The organism is Microcoleus sp. FACHB-831 (assembly GCF_014695585.1).
GTDB lineage: Bacteria > Cyanobacteriota > Cyanobacteriia > Cyanobacteriales > FACHB-T130 > FACHB-831.
On record NZ_JACJON010000029.1, the window covers coordinates 75,656 to 92,975 of the forward strand.

Genomic DNA, 17,320 nt, shown 5'->3' on the forward strand with positions numbered 1-17,320 from the left:
CTGGTTTAATACTAAAGTTGCGAATAGGTGCGATTTGACATATTTCACCAGCAGCCATTTATACATATATTGTTAAAGGCTAGGGGGCACGCATATTGTTTGTGTAACGCTAACGGCATCGGGGGGTATATGTAAAATTTTTTAATTATGTTGGCACTAGCACGAAGCAGCAACCATCCGGCAAGGGGGGTTGATTAAGCGATCAAATAAAGGCTAGTAACGCAGCGTACAGTAAAATCAGGCTAAACTGACATTACGCACGCAGAGGGGCTTAAATGTTGAGCGTATTTCACCATGTTCAACTAAATCCCGTCCCCCTGTTGGCAGACACACAAATTGAATTTCATCGAAATTTGACTCGCAGGAGCTAAAGGAATGAGTCCTGTTGTAAAAATTGTTCAACCTTCTGGAATTTTAGACGGCACTAAGGCGGGTCAATTTCGCCAAGAAATTAGCAATTTAGTTGACAATGGTGCCAACATTGTGCTGATTGATTTAAAAGACGTGACTTTTATGGACAGTTCTGGTTTAGGAGCGCTAGTGCTGGCTTTAAAAACTGTCCGCGCTGCTGGTGGAAAGCTTTTTATCTGCTCGATCAACGAGCAAGTAAAAATGTTGTTTGAACTGACCAGCATGGATCGCGTCTTTGAAATCTATGCCAACCGAGATGCATTTAATAATGCAATACTTTCAGCCAACTAATGCGTGTAATAAGCAAAAAAAATGGCCAGCAATTATCAATCAAGGCAAGAGGCAAGATTAAAAAGTTGGCTATTTTATTACTTTAAGGAGAGTGCAGAGAATTGGTCAGCTAAAGTTAATTTCCAATAAAGACAAATCATCATCAAAATAGTCTTTAGGATTTACCGCTTGCACAGAATGCAATATTGTCTCTATATTGCTGCCAGCGGTATTTCTACAACCTGCTAGCAACTCGATAAAGGCATCCAGGCCCCAAATTACATCATCGGGTTGATTAATTTCATAAATGCCATCGCTGAATATGTAGAGAGTGCTAAAGCTATCAACTTGGCACAGTTCATCCCTATATTCAGTATCTGGAAACATCCCAATAGGTAAACCTGGGGTTTTCAGCCGTTTTACTTGAGTGGTTGCTGCTGATTTTCCAGAAATCAAAACTGCCGGGGGGTGGCCACCGCTTGAATAAACCAGGGTACGCTTGACTGGATTATAAACGCCGTACCAAGCTGTGAAATACTTATCATTGCGGTTAGTCATTTGGAATGTTTGATTCAAGCCTTTGAGGACATCGCTGGGTTGATAGTAATCAATTTTGCCCAGCGCTTTACTCTTAAGCAAATTCATTACAGAAATAGAGGGTAACGCTGCCCGCAAACCATGTCCGGCTACATCCAGCAGATATATAGCTAAATGATCTCGATCTAGCCAGTAGTAGTCAAAGCCATCGCCCCCTAGTTGTCGGGAGGGTATAAACCGCGAGTCGATTGTTACAGGAGGCTCTGTCATTGGCGGTGGGAGGATAGAACAAACATAATCAGCTGCCTCGGCTAATTCTGCTTCCAAAAGTTGTTTTTGGATTTGCAAGTCACGACCCAGTTGATGCAAGCGCATCCCCGCCCGCACTTTTGCCTTCAATTCAGACATCTCGATGGGCTTGCACAAGAAATCATCTGCACCCGCATCCAACCCCTTAATCCGATCCTCAATCGATCCCAGCGAGGTCAGCAAAACAAAAAAAGTGGTGGAAAGTTCTGGAGTATCCTTAACATTGCGACACACTTCCAGCCCGTTCATGCGGGGCATGATCCAATCGCAAATTACCATTGCCGGACGTAACTGTTTTGCCTGTGTCAAGCCCATTTCACCATCGCTGGCGACTGTCACTTCATAGCCTGCGTTATGAAGTGTTCTTTTCAGCAACATCTGAATGGCAGGATCATCGTCAATAATTAAAATTTGAAGCATGGAAGAAAAAGACTACTACTAGCTAAAGATTAGAGGACAATATAACAAGACACTGATGACACCCTGGACGCGGTTGATTATAGTCTAATCAGAAATTAGCACGAGCCACTTGCTGTGTTAGTCAATGCTATAGCAACCGTTACTTTCGGCTACACTTAAGGTCTGAGATAGCATCGGTGCAAGTTGCTGAAATGGTTGAGTGTCGTTGATTGAAAAGGCTGCGAACAGTTGAAACCACTTAAAAAAACTTTTTTGCAATTTCCGTCTGACCTCCACAAGTTAGACGATGTTCTATCGTGGTTTGAAGAGCTAAATCACCCATCTATTCCCCTAAAAGTTTGGTTACAGTGCCAATTAGCCTTGGCTGAGGGTTTTACTAACGCTGTTCGCCACGCACACAAGGGTCTGGCTTCGGACGTTTTGATTGGTATTGAAGTCACTCTGTTCCCAGAATGCTTGGAAATACGGATTTGGGATTCTGGGCCACCATTTGATTTAGAAGGGCGGATTAAAATTTTGTGCGAAACTCCAGATGAGACGGCAGGAAGCGGGCGCGGTATAGCCATATTGCACAAAATTGCAGATCAGCTGAGTTATACCCGTACTAATGACCAGCGTAACTGCCTGTTGATTGTGAAACATTATTGAGAAGCCAGCTAAATCTTGGCGAAGGTGGGTGGCGGCTATGATAACACGCGATCGCGCTTGCTGGTGGTTGGCGCGATCGCCTACTACTATCAAATCCCTAACTGTTAAACAGCCCTAAGCCACGACTCCAAAAGCAGGCTAGTACTATTACTCAATAGATAGCAAATATAAGTTAAGGAATCTTGAATCAATTGATGAAAGTTTCCAATGGCGCGATCGCAGCCATATAGCAGAATTCGCAACCAGTCACACTGTACGATCAACCTATTGATGCTTGCCCGACGCAGGGGCAGTTATTTTTCAAGAGGTATCTGACATTATGACCGTTGTTACTCAAAAACCTGCTTTTTGCGAAGGTATTCAGTATTTTGGCGAAGCGCTACCTGGTTTCGAGACTTATGGAAAATCGTCGGTAATTGAAGATGGAAAAACAGCGATCGCAGATCCCTCAGATCCTGCGGCTGTCTTTCAGACCTTGCTAGCTGCTGACGCATTGCGCTATCTAACCCTACAAGTCACAGGCAGTAAAGCTTCCGGGCACCCTGGTGGATTTGCCAGCCAAGCTGAAGCTTACGCTTCTTTAGTAATGCTGGGTTACAAAAATATCCTTACAGAAGTCGGACATCACGCCCCAGGCTTTTATAGCGCCATGTTCCTCGATCGTTCTTTGGAGGACATGGGGATAAATACAGTCCAACAGTTGCGCGATCGCTTCCGGGAAAAGCACGGACTCTTAGGACACCTTTCCGGCTACATCCCCGGCATTCTAGCCCCCGCTGGCCCCTTGGGACAAGGCCAACACTTCGCAATGGCTGCTGCTTTACTCCACCGCGACAAACTCTTCCCCTTCACCCTCGGCGACGGTGGTATGGGCGAACCTTATCCGATGAGCAGTATGGCACACTTCCATACCGCTTATCCCAGCGTGACGAACTTCTTACCCATCCTGGTGTGGAACGGCTACAGCCAGGAACACCACAGCATGGTGTCTACCAAGACCAATCAAGAAATGATTAGTTATTGGCGTGGTAATGGCTTTGAAGAAGTTATTTTAGTCGATGCCAAGGAATTCGACGATAAAAATCAGCCTGGGGATTATGTAGATAGCACTGCTTTTTCGATGGAAAAGCGGATGGAGTTTACTAAAGCTATTTTAGTTGCTGTTGATAAAGCGGCTAAATCTGCATTAGGCGGCAAACTTACCGTCTTTATTATCAAACAGTTGAAAGGTGCTGGCGTACACGCACGCGGGGCAAAATCTCACAACCTTTATCCTAAAGACACCCTCGATAGCCAGCATATTATCGATGCTTTAAAAGCGCGTGCATTGTCGCTTGAAGCGTGGCAGTTGGTGAGGGCAAATTGCGAACGCGCTGGTGGTGGACCTGCGGCTAAGACAGTTGTGACAGAATTTGAATTACCCTTGCCAGACTTAGGCAAATTGCCTTTAGAAGAGTTTTCTGTTGGCGGAGAGGCAAAAGTTTCAACTACAGCAATGGGGCGTTTAGTTGGAAAAGTGGGAGAGAGCGATCGCGCTTTCATTGTAACCAACGCTGACGGCAACGAAGCATCGGGAATTGCCAACATTAACCAAGCGCTTAAGATCATCCACCCCACCACAGATGATCTTTACAACCAAGCACCAAACGGGCAAGTTTACGAACCCCTAAGCGAAGATGCTTGTGCAGGTTTAGCAGTTGGTTTATCTCTAATGGGTGCGCGTACCCTGTGGTGTTCCTACGAATCTTTTGCGATTAATGGCTTACCAATTTGGCAGACAGTAACGCAAGCGATGGCAGAATTACGCCGTCCTACTCCCTCAACTGTAACTTTATTCACTGCGGGTGCATTAGAGCAAGGTCGCAACGGATGGACGCACCAACGTCCGGAAATTGAAGCTTATTTCGCAGCCATGATGCGGAATGGTAACGTATTCCCATTATTCCCACCCGATGCTAACAGTATCCAAGTTTGTTATGACTGGGCACTGACTACAAAGAATAAGGGAATTGTGATTACTTCCAGTAAATCTCCGTTGCCAATTCGCACAACTTTTGAACAAAGTCGTCAAGGGTTAGAAGACGGTGCAGTAGTGTTGCATGAAATTCCTGGTGACAAGATGGTTGTGTTTGCCGTTATTGGCGACATGACGCTACTACCAGTTTTTGAAGCAGCAACCTACCTGGAAACTGAGCAAATTGGCGTGAGAATAGTCTCTGTTGTTAATCCTCGGCGTTTGTATCGTGCAAATGATGTTGCTTGGGATACTTGTTCCTACTCAGACGGCGGCTTTTTGGATGATGCTAAGTTTGCCGAATTGTTTGGTGGCGATGCGTTAATTGGCGTTACTGGCGGCGCTAGCGGGATGCTAGAACCAATCATGCTGCGGAGTAACGTCAAGCGCGATACTTTCGCGTGGAAGCGCGGTGAAACGACTGCTAGTGCTGGCGAGTTGATGGCGTTTAATGGTTTGACTGCTGAGGCGTTAACTAAACGCGCTCAGGATTTGCTGCATTAAACTGGATGTAATGTGATATCCCTGCCTGGGTTTTCCTGGGTGGGGTTGCAAATAATTACAGAAATCTACAGCTATGCGCCCTGATTTACAGGGATTGGAAATTACTAGGGGAGAAGTAAAACACCTGACTGGTTTAGATGAAACAAAAGATTTATAACGTCTCCTAAGTAAATTTGAATTATTATCTAGTATTTTTAGGGTTGCCGTATTAGGAGCGCTATCTTCTTCATCTATATTAATAATCGTACTAGGTTTAATATCATTAATTATACCCCTAGACTCAAACCTAATTAGCCCGATTAGTTGGATAGTGTTGTTAATTCCTGAAACGCTATTAATTCTAAGGTATGTTATCGAAGGAATAAAGTGTAAATATCTGCGTAATCTTTTAAAAGAAGTTATTGAATACAAGGAAATTGTAAAATTGATAAACCTAAATGATAATTTAATTTATTTTGGTCATGAGATAGAAGCTGTAAATAATAGAAATAAAATAGTTAAAAAACTTATACTTACAAGAGAGGACTTGGTAAAAGCTTTGAAGACTGAAAGGATTCTTAGAGAAAATAAGCGATTGCTCTCTAGGAATCCCGATTTAATTGTAAATAATTGGGTAACTTTGACAGCCCTCAAAGTCAGCGAAGAGGCTAGCGAAAAGGCAAGAGTACTTAATGAAACTGTACAGATTGCAGTAGACGTACAAGAGGAAATGAGAAAATTGCAAAATGGGCGTAAAAGTTGTTGTACAAATTGCTCAACACCAGCCATATTTTAAAATCAAGGAAAAGCGCGATCGCTTATTTCTTTAGGCACAATAGAAGTAGTGGCAAGAAAAGGCGCGATCGCTATTTGGCCATAAATCTCAGCAAGACCTTAGTCAGTCTCTATAATTACGGGAAACAAACATTTAGAAGCGATCGCACACCTTCAAACTAGAGAAATTAGCAGCGATCGCACTTTTCGAGGAAACGCAGGCAACAAGAAATGAGAAAATAGTGCGATCGGCGTTCAAGGGAAAGATGACCACCAAACCCAAAATCATTGTCCTCGATGACGATCCCACCGGATCGCAAACAGTCCACAGTTGCTTACTCTTGACACGCTGGGATGTTGACACCCTGCGGCTGGGTTTAGCGGACGAATCGCCGATTTTCTTTGTGCTAACAAATACAAGGTCGTTAACTCCAGAACAAGCTACCGCCGTTACTAGAGAAGTTTGTCATAACTTGAAAGAAGCGATCGCTTCTTCAAGCGTCCGCGATTTCCTCGTCGTTAGCCGTTCTGACTCTACCCTACGCGGACATTATCCAGTCGAAACCGATGTCATTGCTGAAGAAATCGGCCCCTTCGATGCCCATTTCCTAGTTCCAGCCTTCTTCGAGGGCGGACGCATCACCCGCGATAGCATCCACTACCTAATTATCGACGGGGTTCCTACACCAGTACACGAAACTGAATTTGCCCGCGATTCCGTCTTTGGCTACCACTACAGCTACTTACCTAAGTATGTAGAAGAAAAAACCAAAGGTCGCATCAGCGCTGAACAAGTAGAAAGATTTTTACTAGCAGATATTCGCGCTGGTAGTTTAGAACGACTCATGCATCTGGAAAACAACCAATGCGGCGTCGTTGATGGAGAAACGCAAGCCGATCTTAACCATTTTGCCGCCGATATCCTCCAAGCAGCAGCTAACGGCAAACGCTTTCTTTTCCGCAGCGCTGCTAGTATCTTAACTGCCTTAGCTGGTTTACCACCCCAACCAGTCGCCGCCGAAGATATGGCGCAATACGTGCGCGGGGGGAAACCAGGCGCGGTAATTGTTGGTTCTCACGTCAAGAAGACAACCCAGCAGTTAGAAAGTTTATTAAAAGAACCTGGTACAGTTGGCATTGAAATTGAAGTGGCAAGGTTACGCGATCATGCCAGCCAGCGCGACGCACTGCTAAAGCAAATTCTTGAAAGCGTTAATACTGCCCACAAAGACGGTAAAACACCAGTTGTCTATACCAGTCGCCACGAACTTGCTTTTGATGATGTGCAAACACGCTTGGAGTTTGGCATAGCCGTTTCAGCCTTGTTGATGGATGTCGTGCGCGGTTTACCAGCAGATATCGGGTTTCTTATCAGCAAGGGAGGAATTACCTCTAATGATGTGTTGAGTACGGGTTTAGCTTTGACATCAGCAAGCCTGCTGGGTCAAATTCTAGCTGGTTGTTCGATGGTGCGTACTTCAGAGGATCATCCCCAGTTCCCTAACTTGCCCGTTGTGCTATTTCCCGGAAATGTGGGTGACGCTAATGCTTTGGCAACCGTTTACCGTCGGCTAACTGTAAAGTAAGCCCCCAGCCTACAACTTTGAGTTACAATGTCGCAACGCCATCTAATATAAATTGTTAGTCGGTTTGCCTTGGCTCGACCCCGTTACATAATGACTTCTGATTCTGCCGTTCCGTTACCTGTGTCAACAGACGCCCCTGCACCCGCCCAGCCAGAGGTGAGCGTTAACCTGCAAATACGCTTGAAAATTGATGATGGGCGGCTGCTGTTAATTGTGCCAACAGAAGCGGAAACTCCAGCGAAGAGTAGCTGGAATGACTTTATAGAACAACTAAAACATCGCCTTAGTGCAGGCGATCGCTTTTGGCAACCGGGAACAGATGTACATCTCCACGCCTTCGACCGATTGTTAGATGGGCGACAATTACAAGCGATCGCCAATACCTTGGGCGAAAACCATCTACAACTCAAACTTGTCTGCACCAGCCGTCGTCAAACTGCTGTTGTAGCCGCAGGCGCTGGCTACTCGGTCGAACAAGTTCCCCCTTTTTCTTCTCTTAATAAAAACCCCGACCAATCATCTCAACGGCTAGCAGACACCCTGTATCTCCAAACCACCATCCGATCGGGCGTGGAAATTCGTCACCCCGGTACGGTAGTTATTTTGGGAGAAGTGAACCCAGGCGGCATAGTAGTGGCAGCAGGCGATATTTTAGTCTGGGGTCGTCTGCGTGGGTTTGCTCATGCAGGTGCATTCGGCAATGCAGAGTGTCTAATTATGGCGCTACAAATGGAACCGACGCAGCTAAGGATTGCCGATTATGTAGCTAGGTCACCAGAAACGCCACCCGCTGAGTTTTACCCAGAAGTGGCCTATGTAACGCCAGAAGGAATTCGCATTGCCCTTGCTGCTGATTTTGCCAAGAACAATTCTTTATTGGTAGGGTTAGCAAACTCAGTGAGTTAAAAGTTTTAACTGCTGAGTTATGTTTCAATATTCCGCAAGGCATGGATCTGAGTCAAAAAAAGCCGGTAGAAACAGTTATTAGTGCTAATTAGGGGAGTCGATAAACTCGACTCAATAATCAAACCAGGGCAAACATCAGAATGCAATAAAAGCATACTCAAAACCACAATTCAAAACTCAAAACCTGAAGCCAAGAACTTTCTAATATGAGTCGCATTATCGTCATCACCTCCGGCAAAGGAGGGGTGGGCAAAACCACCACTACTGCTAATTTGGGCATGGCGCTTGCTCGTTCCGGGCGAAGCGTTGCTCTAGTGGATGCAGATTTTGGCCTAAGAAATTTAGATCTGCTGCTGGGGTTGGAAAATCGGATTGTCTACACCGCTGTTGAAGTTCTTGCGGGTGAGTGTCGGTTAGAACAGGCTTTGGTGAAGGATAAACGTTTGCAGGGATTGGTACTTTTACCAGCAGCCCAAACCCGTACCAAAGATGCCGTTAGCCCAGAGCAGATGAAGCAGCTGATCGACGAATTAGCTAGTATGTACGAGTATATTCTGGTAGATAGTCCAGCCGGAATTGAGATGGGCTTCAAAAACGCGATCGTTGCTGCCCAAGAAGCCCTAATTGTCACAACGCCAGAAATTGCTGCGGTGCGGGATGCGGATAGAGTCATTGGCTTACTGGAAGCACAAAATATCAAACGCATTAACTTAATTGTCAACCGCCTCAGACCAGCAATGGTGCAAGCCAATGACATGATGTCTGTACAAGATGTTCAGGACATTCTGGCTATTCCTCTAATTGGTGTTGTCCCTGATGACGAAAGGGTTATTGTTTCTACTAACCGAGGCGAACCCTTAGTATTGGCTGATAATCTCTCCCTGCCTGGAATGGCTTTTTACAACATTGCTAGACGCCTGCAAGGGGAGAAAGTCGATTTTATCGATCTGGATGGTGGTAACGAAAACTTCTTCTCGCGCATCCGCAAAATGTTGTGGTCTAAGATTATGTAATCTTAACCAGCCCTCTGTAGCGACTTATGATTAGCGAACTTCTAGAACGACTTTTTCCTCGCACCAGTGCTGACAGCAGCCGCCTGGAAGTAAAGCGACGGCTGCAACTGGTGATCGCCCACGATCGCGCTGACCTAAATCCCAAGATGCTGGAGGCGATGCGACAAGAAATCCTCGAAGTAGTCTCTCGCTACGTGGAACTCGATGCAGAGGGGTTGGAGTTTACCATAGAAAACAACCAGCGGGCTACAGCAGTTATTGCTAACTTACCAATACGACGGATTAAGGTTGAGTCTGAGTCGTAACTAGCTCTTGGGTAAGCCCCTCTGGTTTAATTTAACCGAATTTTATCGCGCCTGGTGCTGGGATAAGTAGATACAGCGCGATCGCTTTTATTTAAAAACTAATAAAGTAGCCGACGATGATGCCAACCAATAGCCCTCTTGGTTGGTAGTATCGCTTCATACCATTACAAGCTAAGAATATTATTCTTTAGGCATACAAGCTTTAAAAAATTTATGTAAAAATACTTATATAAATAGACAGAGATTTTACTCTGACGCAAAATATTTTAGTAGCGACGTACACATTAAGTTTGGGTTCGCTATCTTGCTGCTGCCTAGTAGCTTGTAAGGGGTGCAGGCTATGAAATTTTAGGTGCAAACATTCAGATTGTAACAGCTGCAAATTACATGAGAACCTTCCTTGGGAAAAATTTAGCAAGCAGTTTAATTACAGCAACAGCGATCGCCTTGGGAATAACTGCTGCACCCGCACGATCAACAACACTCACCGGATTTGAAACTTACGGTGATTGGATGACTGGTATGCAGGTTAAGGTTGATTTCTTCGATGGAAACTCAGAAACTGTAACTTGGATAACCAACAATGATTTAGCAAGAGATTTTGGTGGTGGAGCCTTCGGTAATGGCTGGTCTTTAGTCCAATTTGGAGATACTTACGACTATAACCCCAGATATGGAAACCGAGGCTGGACATTTAACAACTCCGGTGGAAGAGGCATTAGAAATCTGGAAATAAATGCAATTCCAGGTAACGCAGTTTTTGACATTAAACGAGGCAATGAGTATACCCCCGGTTCTGCTGGAGGTTGGGGATTCGATGTCCAAAATGGAAAAGGGCCAGATTGGTTCGGGTACTCAGTACCAATTGACATTTCTTTGGGAGATTTATTTGGCACTCTCTCCATGTCTTGGAACAACGGATTTGCGGGCCAAATGGTATTCAGAGCAGATACTGATAGCGGTACAACTAGCGATCCTGTAAAGCCAAAAGATCCACCACCGCCACCGCCACCACCACCACCACCGCCACCACCACCACCACCGCCACCACCGCCACCACCACCACCGCCACCGCCACCGCCACCGCCACCGCCACCACCACCACCACCGCCGCCACCCAATACCCCACCATATTTAGAATTTTTCGACAACACAATTTATGAGGGTCAATCCACAGCCGTGACGCTGTACGCCAACGACCCCAATCCCGACTCGATCAACTTCTGGCTTAATGGCAATTTAGTTGGCACTGATGGGCGTACTTCAGGAACTCGTTCGGTGAGCGTCAACCTCGGCACTTATGCCAATAATGGCATCTTCTACTTGACAGGTTTAGCTAGGGACAGTGTAGGCGACGCAAGTAACGTCGTGAATCGCACGTTAACTGTTTTGAATGTTGCTCCCACCCTCACTGGTTTCGCACTTAACGGTAGCGAATCAGATATAGCAATTGATGAAGGTCAATCAGTATCCGGATCGCTCTTAGCTACAGATCCAGGCCTGTATGATGACATCACTTTCTTTGTGAATGGCACCAGCCAAGGTATAGATACAACTGACACGATAGGCACAAGGGGGCTTAATACTAACGTTGTTAATTTTAACGACGACGCTATTGTCACTTATACAGCAGTTGCCCGTGACACTGACTATGCTTTGAGCAACCCTATCTCCAGAACAGTTACAGTCAGAAACGTCGCTCCTACACTTACCAATTTCGATCTGTATAGCGACACAATTGATGAAGGGCAGTCAATATATGCTGATTTATGGGCAACCGATCCAGGGGCAGATGCTATTAACTTTTTCATTAATGGCAAGAGTATTGGCATAAATCCCAACTTATCAGGCGGAAGATACATGGGAACCAACCTCGGCCTGTTTGGCAATCAAGGTACTTTTACCTTTTTGGCACAAAGTGTGGACGACGACTATGCTATTAGTAATAGCATAGAAAAAATACTGACTGTTAGAAACGTTGCCCCAACTATTACTAGCCTAATTACACCTACAAGTGTCTCAAAAGGCTCTTTCTTTGATTTTGCCGCAGCTGCTATCGACCCAGGAATAAACGATATTCTCGCCTATGATTGGGATTTCGATAATGACGGTGATTTTGATGACTTTACTGGCATTAGCGGGCAAAAGCTATTTGACACAAGCGGTTTATTTAAAGTCGCGCTGAGAGTCGCTGATGGCGATGGTGGCTTTGATTACCGTTATTTCGAGATTGAAAGCGTACCCGAACCTTCTTCTGGTGCTGGTGTAATGGCTTTGGGTGTTTTGGGTATCAGTACTCTATTGTTACGCAAAAAGCGCTAGAAAGCTGCGTTAATAGCTTAACTGAGGTTCAAAAATTAAATTTTTAGCAGCTGTGTTTTTCGGAAGAAAGCACAGCTTTTTTTATAATTTACTTCCGCAGATTCACAAGTATTATCAGTAAAAATCTGCCCCATCACCCTAAAATCACCCAGGTGATTAACCCGATTGGGTGAAGAGCGATCGCTATTTTCAACACTATCTTGAGAGTAAGGAGCGAGCTAAACTAGCGCAACGCTTTAGCGGCGAAGCACTTTCAGCAATTTTTAGTACTCCTACTTTAGTTTACATAAACTTCATAAAATTACGATGAATTTGGGCCATTTATTTACGAAAAATTTGCAAAGAGGGCGATAAAAGCGCTCGTATTGCCACGAGTCCACGCACAAGTATTTCAACCTACACTCACTTAAGGGGAGCAATTACCAATTATGCGTGTTTCAAATTTACTCAAAAAATTAATTCCTAATTCGGCGCTAGTTGTTCTTTCGTTATCCCTAATAACTACAGCATCTCCAGCACAAGCAAGTACGTTCACTAGAAATTCCCCTACTTCTGCTGGCTTATTACCTACTGGTGTCAGTGAAGTGGGCGGAATTGTACTAGATTTAATTGGTGCTAATGGTACGCGGGTTGTTAGCCAATTATCAGCAAATAGTTTGTTTCATGGTGTGACTGAAGTGGACGCGCCAAACATAACAATTGGAGTACAAAGCGGATTTAATACATCAATTATCAGCGCGTTAGGAGGTGGGCTAAAACAGGCGGCTATCAGGTTTACCCTGTACGATGGCGACACATCAAGCTCGGGCCTTGAATGGAATTATGCAAAACAGCAGTATGAATATATCCAGTTTGACAATTTTGATTTGAATGACAATAGCCTGTTAGTCAATGGCTTAAACTTTGGCAATTGGAGCGCTGTTAATGCCCAAAATACCGACTACCAAGGAAATGCTGGCGATTACGGGTTCAGTGGCGGAGGTTTCCGCGCTAAGTTATTGGATACCGCATGGGTTTCTACCAATGACGCTGGGTTACTTTCGGATTTTTATAACTCGTTAGTTTCTTCAGGACAGGTGACATACGAATTGCATGATGCAGATCCAGGCGACCAGTACCTAGATTTTAAACGGGGAATTGCTGGCGATTTGATTGATGTTGGCCAGGACCCAACCATAGAAGATCCAAAATCTGTGCCCGAACCTTCGTTTGGGTTAGGTCTATTAGGATTTGGGGTTTTAGGCGTTAGTTCCCTACTTCAGCGCAAAAAATCCACCAACCTTGCCCCGAATAACCCTTAATCGCTAATAACCACCGCTGACTTTAAAAGAGCTGTGTCTTCTGTTCAAAGACACAGCTCTTTTAATGGATCTGGTTAATTAAAAGGATGGCGGAGTAAATTAACCGGACGATTCACCAATCAGCGTTTTAAGTAGATGAGAGCGCGATCGCTTCCCATCCATCAATGCCTTAGCAGTACTAACAGCCTTAGCTCATAAATTTTGTCTAATCTAACACGCTCCCATACCAGCGGCTAAAGCTCTGTGTGTTTTCCGCAAAATTCCGTTTTAAGCCAAAGTTATTAAGCATAGGCACGGATAAAAAGTACTCTCAGTAATATTGCATATCTACAGAGTGAAACTTCACCAATAAGCTAGGTGTAATTTCTGTTGTTTGTCCTTAAGAAAAAATGATATTAATGAATAGCTAGGGATAAACGTGATAAACCAAACAGGGGTTAGTAAAACATATAGACAAAAATATGTCATTAGCAAATGCCTGGTTGTCTTATAGCTGTAAAGGTGTATAGCTAGGCCAGCCTGAGAATTTCCCAGCAATCTACTCCAACATTAAAAAATTTGGGTCGTCAGTTTTATGTGCATCTCTTACTTGAAAAAAATTTCAGTTGGTATAGTTGGGGCAACTGCGATCGCCGTTGGGACAGCCGCAGCACCATCGCAAGCAACAACCCTCACAGGTTTTGCAACTTACGGGGATATGATGGCTGGAATGAACGTTACAGCCAACTTCCTTGGTGGAGGCTCTGAAAGCGTAACTTGGTCTGCAACTTCAGATCCTACAAATGTCTACGACGCCAATTCGGGAGGAGCATTCGGGACTAACTGGTCTCTCACCCAAGCAGGCAATACCTTTGGTTCCCCTTGGAAATTGAGTAACGTGGGAAGAAGCATTGCCTCTCTAGCAATCAATGCTATTCCTGGGAATACAGTTTTTAACACCGATCTAGGTTATGATGACAACGGCAATTTGATTTTTACACCTGGATCGGGTGGCGGTTGGACTTTTCAGCCTTTATCAGGTGTAAATGCTCCTAGTTCCTTCACTTACTCGGTTCCCATTGACATATCGATAGGGGATCTTTTTGGCAGCCTCTCCCTTAAATGGAACAGCGGATTTACCGGACAAATGCAATTCATTGCTGATACAGATAGCGGTAGTGCCATCGATCCAGTTGCGCCCCAGTCAGTCCCGGAACCGAATTACACACTAAGTTTGCTGAGTCTAAGTGTTTTGGGTGTCATTTCAAGACGGCAACGCAAACCCCAACATAAAGCTTAAGGTAGCGACCTACAGACTCATTGCAACAAGCAGCATAAAAAAAGCTCCCTCAAATCATTAAGGGGGCTTTTTTTATGCTGCTGAAGTTCGATTCTGCCAAGCTAGTTGGGGATCGACCTGAATCCCTTGCGAGTCCTTTCAGTGGTACTCTGGAGAATGGCAATTATAACTGTCAAACAGTTCGACGGCCGCATCTGAAAGCATAGCTTCACAACATAGGCGCAGCATGGTAGCCACAACAGACAAGACAAATACTGGTCGCATTACCAAAATCATCGGCCCCGTTATCGACGCTGAGTTTCCCAGCGGCCAGATGCCGAAAATCTATAATGCTCTCAAAATCGAAGGTAAGAACGAAGCCGGACAGGATGTTTCCGTAACCTGCGAAGTGCAGCAGCTGCTTGGCGACAACCAGGTACGAGCTGTTGCCATGAGTTCCACCGATGGCCTAGTGCGCGGCATGGAAGTGGTAGACACGGGTGACGCTATTAGAGTGCCTGTTGGTCCTGCCACTCTGGGTCGGATTTTTAACGTTCTTGGCGAACCCGTAGATAATATGGGGCCTGTGAATAATGAGGATACTTTCCCCATCCACCGCCCCGCTCCCAAGTTTACTAGCTTAGAAACCAAACCCTCGGTTTTTGAAACTGGCATCAAGGTGTTAGATCTACTGGCTCCTTATCGCCGCGGGGGCAAAATTGGTCTGTTCGGCGGTGCTGGTGTTGGTAAGACCGTCATTATGATGGAGCTGATCAACAACATCGCTATCAATCACGGTGGTGTATCCGTGTTTGGTGGAGTGGGCGAGCGTACTCGCGAGGGCAATGACCTATACAACGAAATGAAAGAGTCAGGGGTCATTAAAGAAGACAATATCGGTGAGTCAAAAATTGCCCTCGTCTACGGTCAGATGAATGAACCACCTGGAGCAAGGATGCGGGTGGGATTGTCTGCTCTGACAATGGCTGAATATTTCCGTGATGTCAGCAAGCAAGACGTGCTGCTATTTATCGACAACATCTTCCGGTTTGTGCAAGCGGGTTCTGAAGTATCGGCGCTTTTGGGTCGTATGCCTTCTGCGGTGGGATATCAGCCGACTCTGGCAACCGACATGGGAGATTTGCAAGAGCGGATTACCTCGACAACTGAAGGCTCGATTACTTCGATTCAAGCAGTATACGTGCCAGCAGATGACTTAACTGACCCAGCACCAGCAACAACGTTTGCTCACTTGGATGGAACAACGGTGCTATCTCGCGGGTTGGCATCTAAGGGTATTTATCCAGCCGTAGATCCACTGGGTTCGACTTCCACCATGCTGCAACCAGCAGTTGTAGGTGACGATCACTACGGCGTTGCTCGTCAAGTGCAGGCCATCCTCCAGCGCTATAAAGAACTCCAGGATATTATCGCTATTTTGGGTCTGGATGAGTTGTCTGAAGATGACCGTCTCGCAGTAGCGCGTGCCCGGAAGATTGAGCGTTTCTTGTCGCAGCCGTTCTTTGTGGCGCAAGTGTTTACAGGTTCTCCTGGTAAGTACGTGAAGCTGGAAGACACAATCAAGGGCTTCAAGATGATTTTGTCTGGTCAGTTGGATGCTCTGCCAGAACAAGCCTTCTACATGGTAGGCGGTATTGACGAAGCGATCGCTAAAGGCGAAAAGCTCAAAGGCTAATCCTGTTGTTCATCATTTAGCGTTCATGGTTTATTTCAATGAACCATGAACGCTAAACAATCAACGTTGAACAAGTAACAATTAACAACTTTTATGGCTTTAACTGTTCGCGTAATAGCTCCCGACAAAACTGTATGGGATTCGAGTGCTGAGGAAGTAATTCTACCCAGCACAACTGGTCAACTTGGTATCCTTGGAGGTCACGCTCCTATGCTGACAGCTCTGGATATCGGTGTTATGCGCGTTCGTCCAGGTAGAGAGTGGGTGCCCATTGCCCTAATGGGCGGGTTTGCTGAAGTCGAAAACGATGAAGTGACGATTCTTGTTAATGGTGCGGAACGCGGCGACAAGATTGACAAGGAACAAGCTAGGGCTAAATATAGCGAAGCTGAGACTCGTCTCAATCAAGTTCAAAGCAATGGCAACCGTCAGGAGCAAATTCAAGCAACTCAAGCTCTAAAACGTGCCCGTGCCCGGTTTCAAGCCGCTGGCGGTATGGTTTAAGTCTAAGACGACTAAGCCAAGCCTAATAAAAACTCCTCCTAAGAACTCTAGGAGGAGTTTTTTATTTAAATTACGCTCTCTAAACGATGAATAAGTAAGGAAAATCCCATTAATTACGCTGAATTTAAGGAAACAGGATATACCTTTTTGTAGATGCTAGGGTGAACGAAAGTGTTCCCTAGCATCTAATTATGAAAAATCCTAGAAAGCCGCGCCAAGGGCGCCAAAGCTTGAATTTAGTGAGGTTAACAGCATCTTTAGTAACTGGTTTAGCTCTTGCTGGTAGCATTCATTCTGCAAGTGCTGGTGTAAAAAAATCTACTCCTGCGATCGCCAACACTACTGCTCTTAGTCTGCCCGCTGCATCTCAAGAGAAAACAACCCTAGAAGTGCCACAACCCCAAGAGGCACAAACCATTGCTCAGTTGCAAATATCAAAGACTCAATACCTTCAGGGGGTGACAACGAGGCTAAAGCGCTTGTTGGATAAGGGTTATAGCTCTCATGCCCCTTTGATAAAAAGGCTTTTTATTGCCAATGGAAGTGAGCATTGCCTCGACCCA

15 protein-coding genes are annotated in these 17,320 nt (G+C 45.3%); 14 read left to right on the forward strand and 1 reads right to left on the reverse strand.

Annotated features, from left to right (window positions below):
- The first annotated feature begins 375 nt into the window (after window positions 1–375).
- Window positions 376–702, forward strand: coding sequence for an STAS domain-containing protein (locus tag H6F77_RS05780; protein ID WP_190486226.1), 327 nt, complete (start codon window positions 376–378; stop codon window positions 700–702).
- Between the two features lie 105 nt (window positions 703–807).
- On the opposite strand, the gene H6F77_RS05785 is transcribed toward H6F77_RS05780, so the two are convergent.
- A complete protein-coding gene (locus H6F77_RS05785; RefSeq protein ID WP_190486228.1) occupies window positions 808–1,947 on the reverse strand; it encodes a PP2C family protein-serine/threonine phosphatase in 1,140 nt (379 codons plus the stop codon).
- Window positions 1,948–2,175: 228 nt separating this feature from the next.
- Here H6F77_RS05785 and H6F77_RS05790 point away from each other — a divergent pair, with 228 nt between their 5' ends.
- The 13 genes from H6F77_RS05790 to H6F77_RS05850 all read left to right on the forward strand — a co-directional run.
- A complete protein-coding gene (locus H6F77_RS05790; protein WP_190486230.1) occupies window positions 2,176–2,595 on the forward strand; it encodes an ATP-binding protein in 420 nt (139 codons plus the stop codon).
- A gap of 319 nt (window positions 2,596–2,914) precedes the next feature.
- Window positions 2,915–5,113 carry a phosphoketolase family protein gene (locus tag H6F77_RS05795; RefSeq protein WP_190486232.1) on the forward strand — a complete coding sequence of 733 codons (2,199 nt, stop codon included), beginning with the start codon at window positions 2,915–2,917 and terminating at the stop codon, window positions 5,111–5,113.
- Window positions 5,114–5,426: 313 nt separating this feature from the next.
- Window positions 5,427–5,888, forward strand: coding sequence for a hypothetical protein (locus tag H6F77_RS05800; protein ID WP_190486234.1), 462 nt, complete (start codon window positions 5,427–5,429; stop codon window positions 5,886–5,888).
- Window positions 5,889–6,132: 244 nt separating this feature from the next.
- Window positions 6,133–7,452, forward strand: coding sequence for a four-carbon acid sugar kinase family protein (locus tag H6F77_RS05805; RefSeq protein ID WP_190486236.1), 1,320 nt, complete (start codon window positions 6,133–6,135; stop codon window positions 7,450–7,452).
- Window positions 7,453–7,542: 90 nt separating this feature from the next.
- The gene (gene minC, locus H6F77_RS05810) at window positions 7,543–8,358 is read left to right on the forward strand and encodes a septum site-determining protein MinC (protein ID WP_190486237.1); all 816 of its coding nucleotides are present in this window, start codon (window positions 7,543–7,545) and stop codon (window positions 8,356–8,358) included.
- Window positions 8,359–8,564: 206 nt separating this feature from the next.
- Window positions 8,565–9,371, forward strand: a complete 807-nt coding sequence (gene minD / locus H6F77_RS05815; RefSeq protein ID WP_190486239.1) for a septum site-determining protein MinD — start codon at window positions 8,565–8,567, stop codon at window positions 9,369–9,371.
- 26 nt (window positions 9,372–9,397) lie between these two features.
- Window positions 9,398–9,676, forward strand: a complete 279-nt coding sequence (gene minE / locus H6F77_RS05820) for a cell division topological specificity factor MinE (RefSeq protein WP_190486241.1) — start codon at window positions 9,398–9,400, stop codon at window positions 9,674–9,676.
- 387 nt (window positions 9,677–10,063) lie between these two features.
- Window positions 10,064–11,998, forward strand: coding sequence for a PKD domain-containing protein (locus H6F77_RS05825; protein WP_190486243.1), 1,935 nt, complete (start codon window positions 10,064–10,066; stop codon window positions 11,996–11,998).
- Window positions 11,999–12,426: 428 nt separating this feature from the next.
- Window positions 12,427–13,299: a PEP-CTERM sorting domain-containing protein gene (locus H6F77_RS05830; RefSeq protein ID WP_190486245.1), complete on the forward strand. Its 873-nt coding sequence runs from the start codon at window positions 12,427–12,429 to the stop codon at window positions 13,297–13,299.
- Between the two features lie 589 nt (window positions 13,300–13,888).
- Window positions 13,889–14,578: a hypothetical protein gene (locus H6F77_RS05835; protein WP_190486247.1), complete on the forward strand. Its 690-nt coding sequence runs from the start codon at window positions 13,889–13,891 to the stop codon at window positions 14,576–14,578.
- Between the two features lie 226 nt (window positions 14,579–14,804).
- Window positions 14,805–16,253: a F0F1 ATP synthase subunit beta gene (gene atpD, locus H6F77_RS05840; RefSeq protein ID WP_190486249.1), complete on the forward strand. Its 1,449-nt coding sequence runs from the start codon at window positions 14,805–14,807 to the stop codon at window positions 16,251–16,253.
- A 93-nt stretch (window positions 16,254–16,346) separates the two neighbouring features.
- Window positions 16,347–16,757 carry an ATP synthase F1 subunit epsilon gene (gene atpC, locus H6F77_RS05845; protein ID WP_190486252.1) on the forward strand — a complete coding sequence of 137 codons (411 nt, stop codon included), beginning with the start codon at window positions 16,347–16,349 and terminating at the stop codon, window positions 16,755–16,757.
- Between the two features lie 191 nt (window positions 16,758–16,948).
- Window positions 16,949–17,320: hypothetical protein (locus H6F77_RS05850; RefSeq protein WP_190486253.1), on the forward strand; the 372-nt coding region annotated here is incomplete at its 3' end.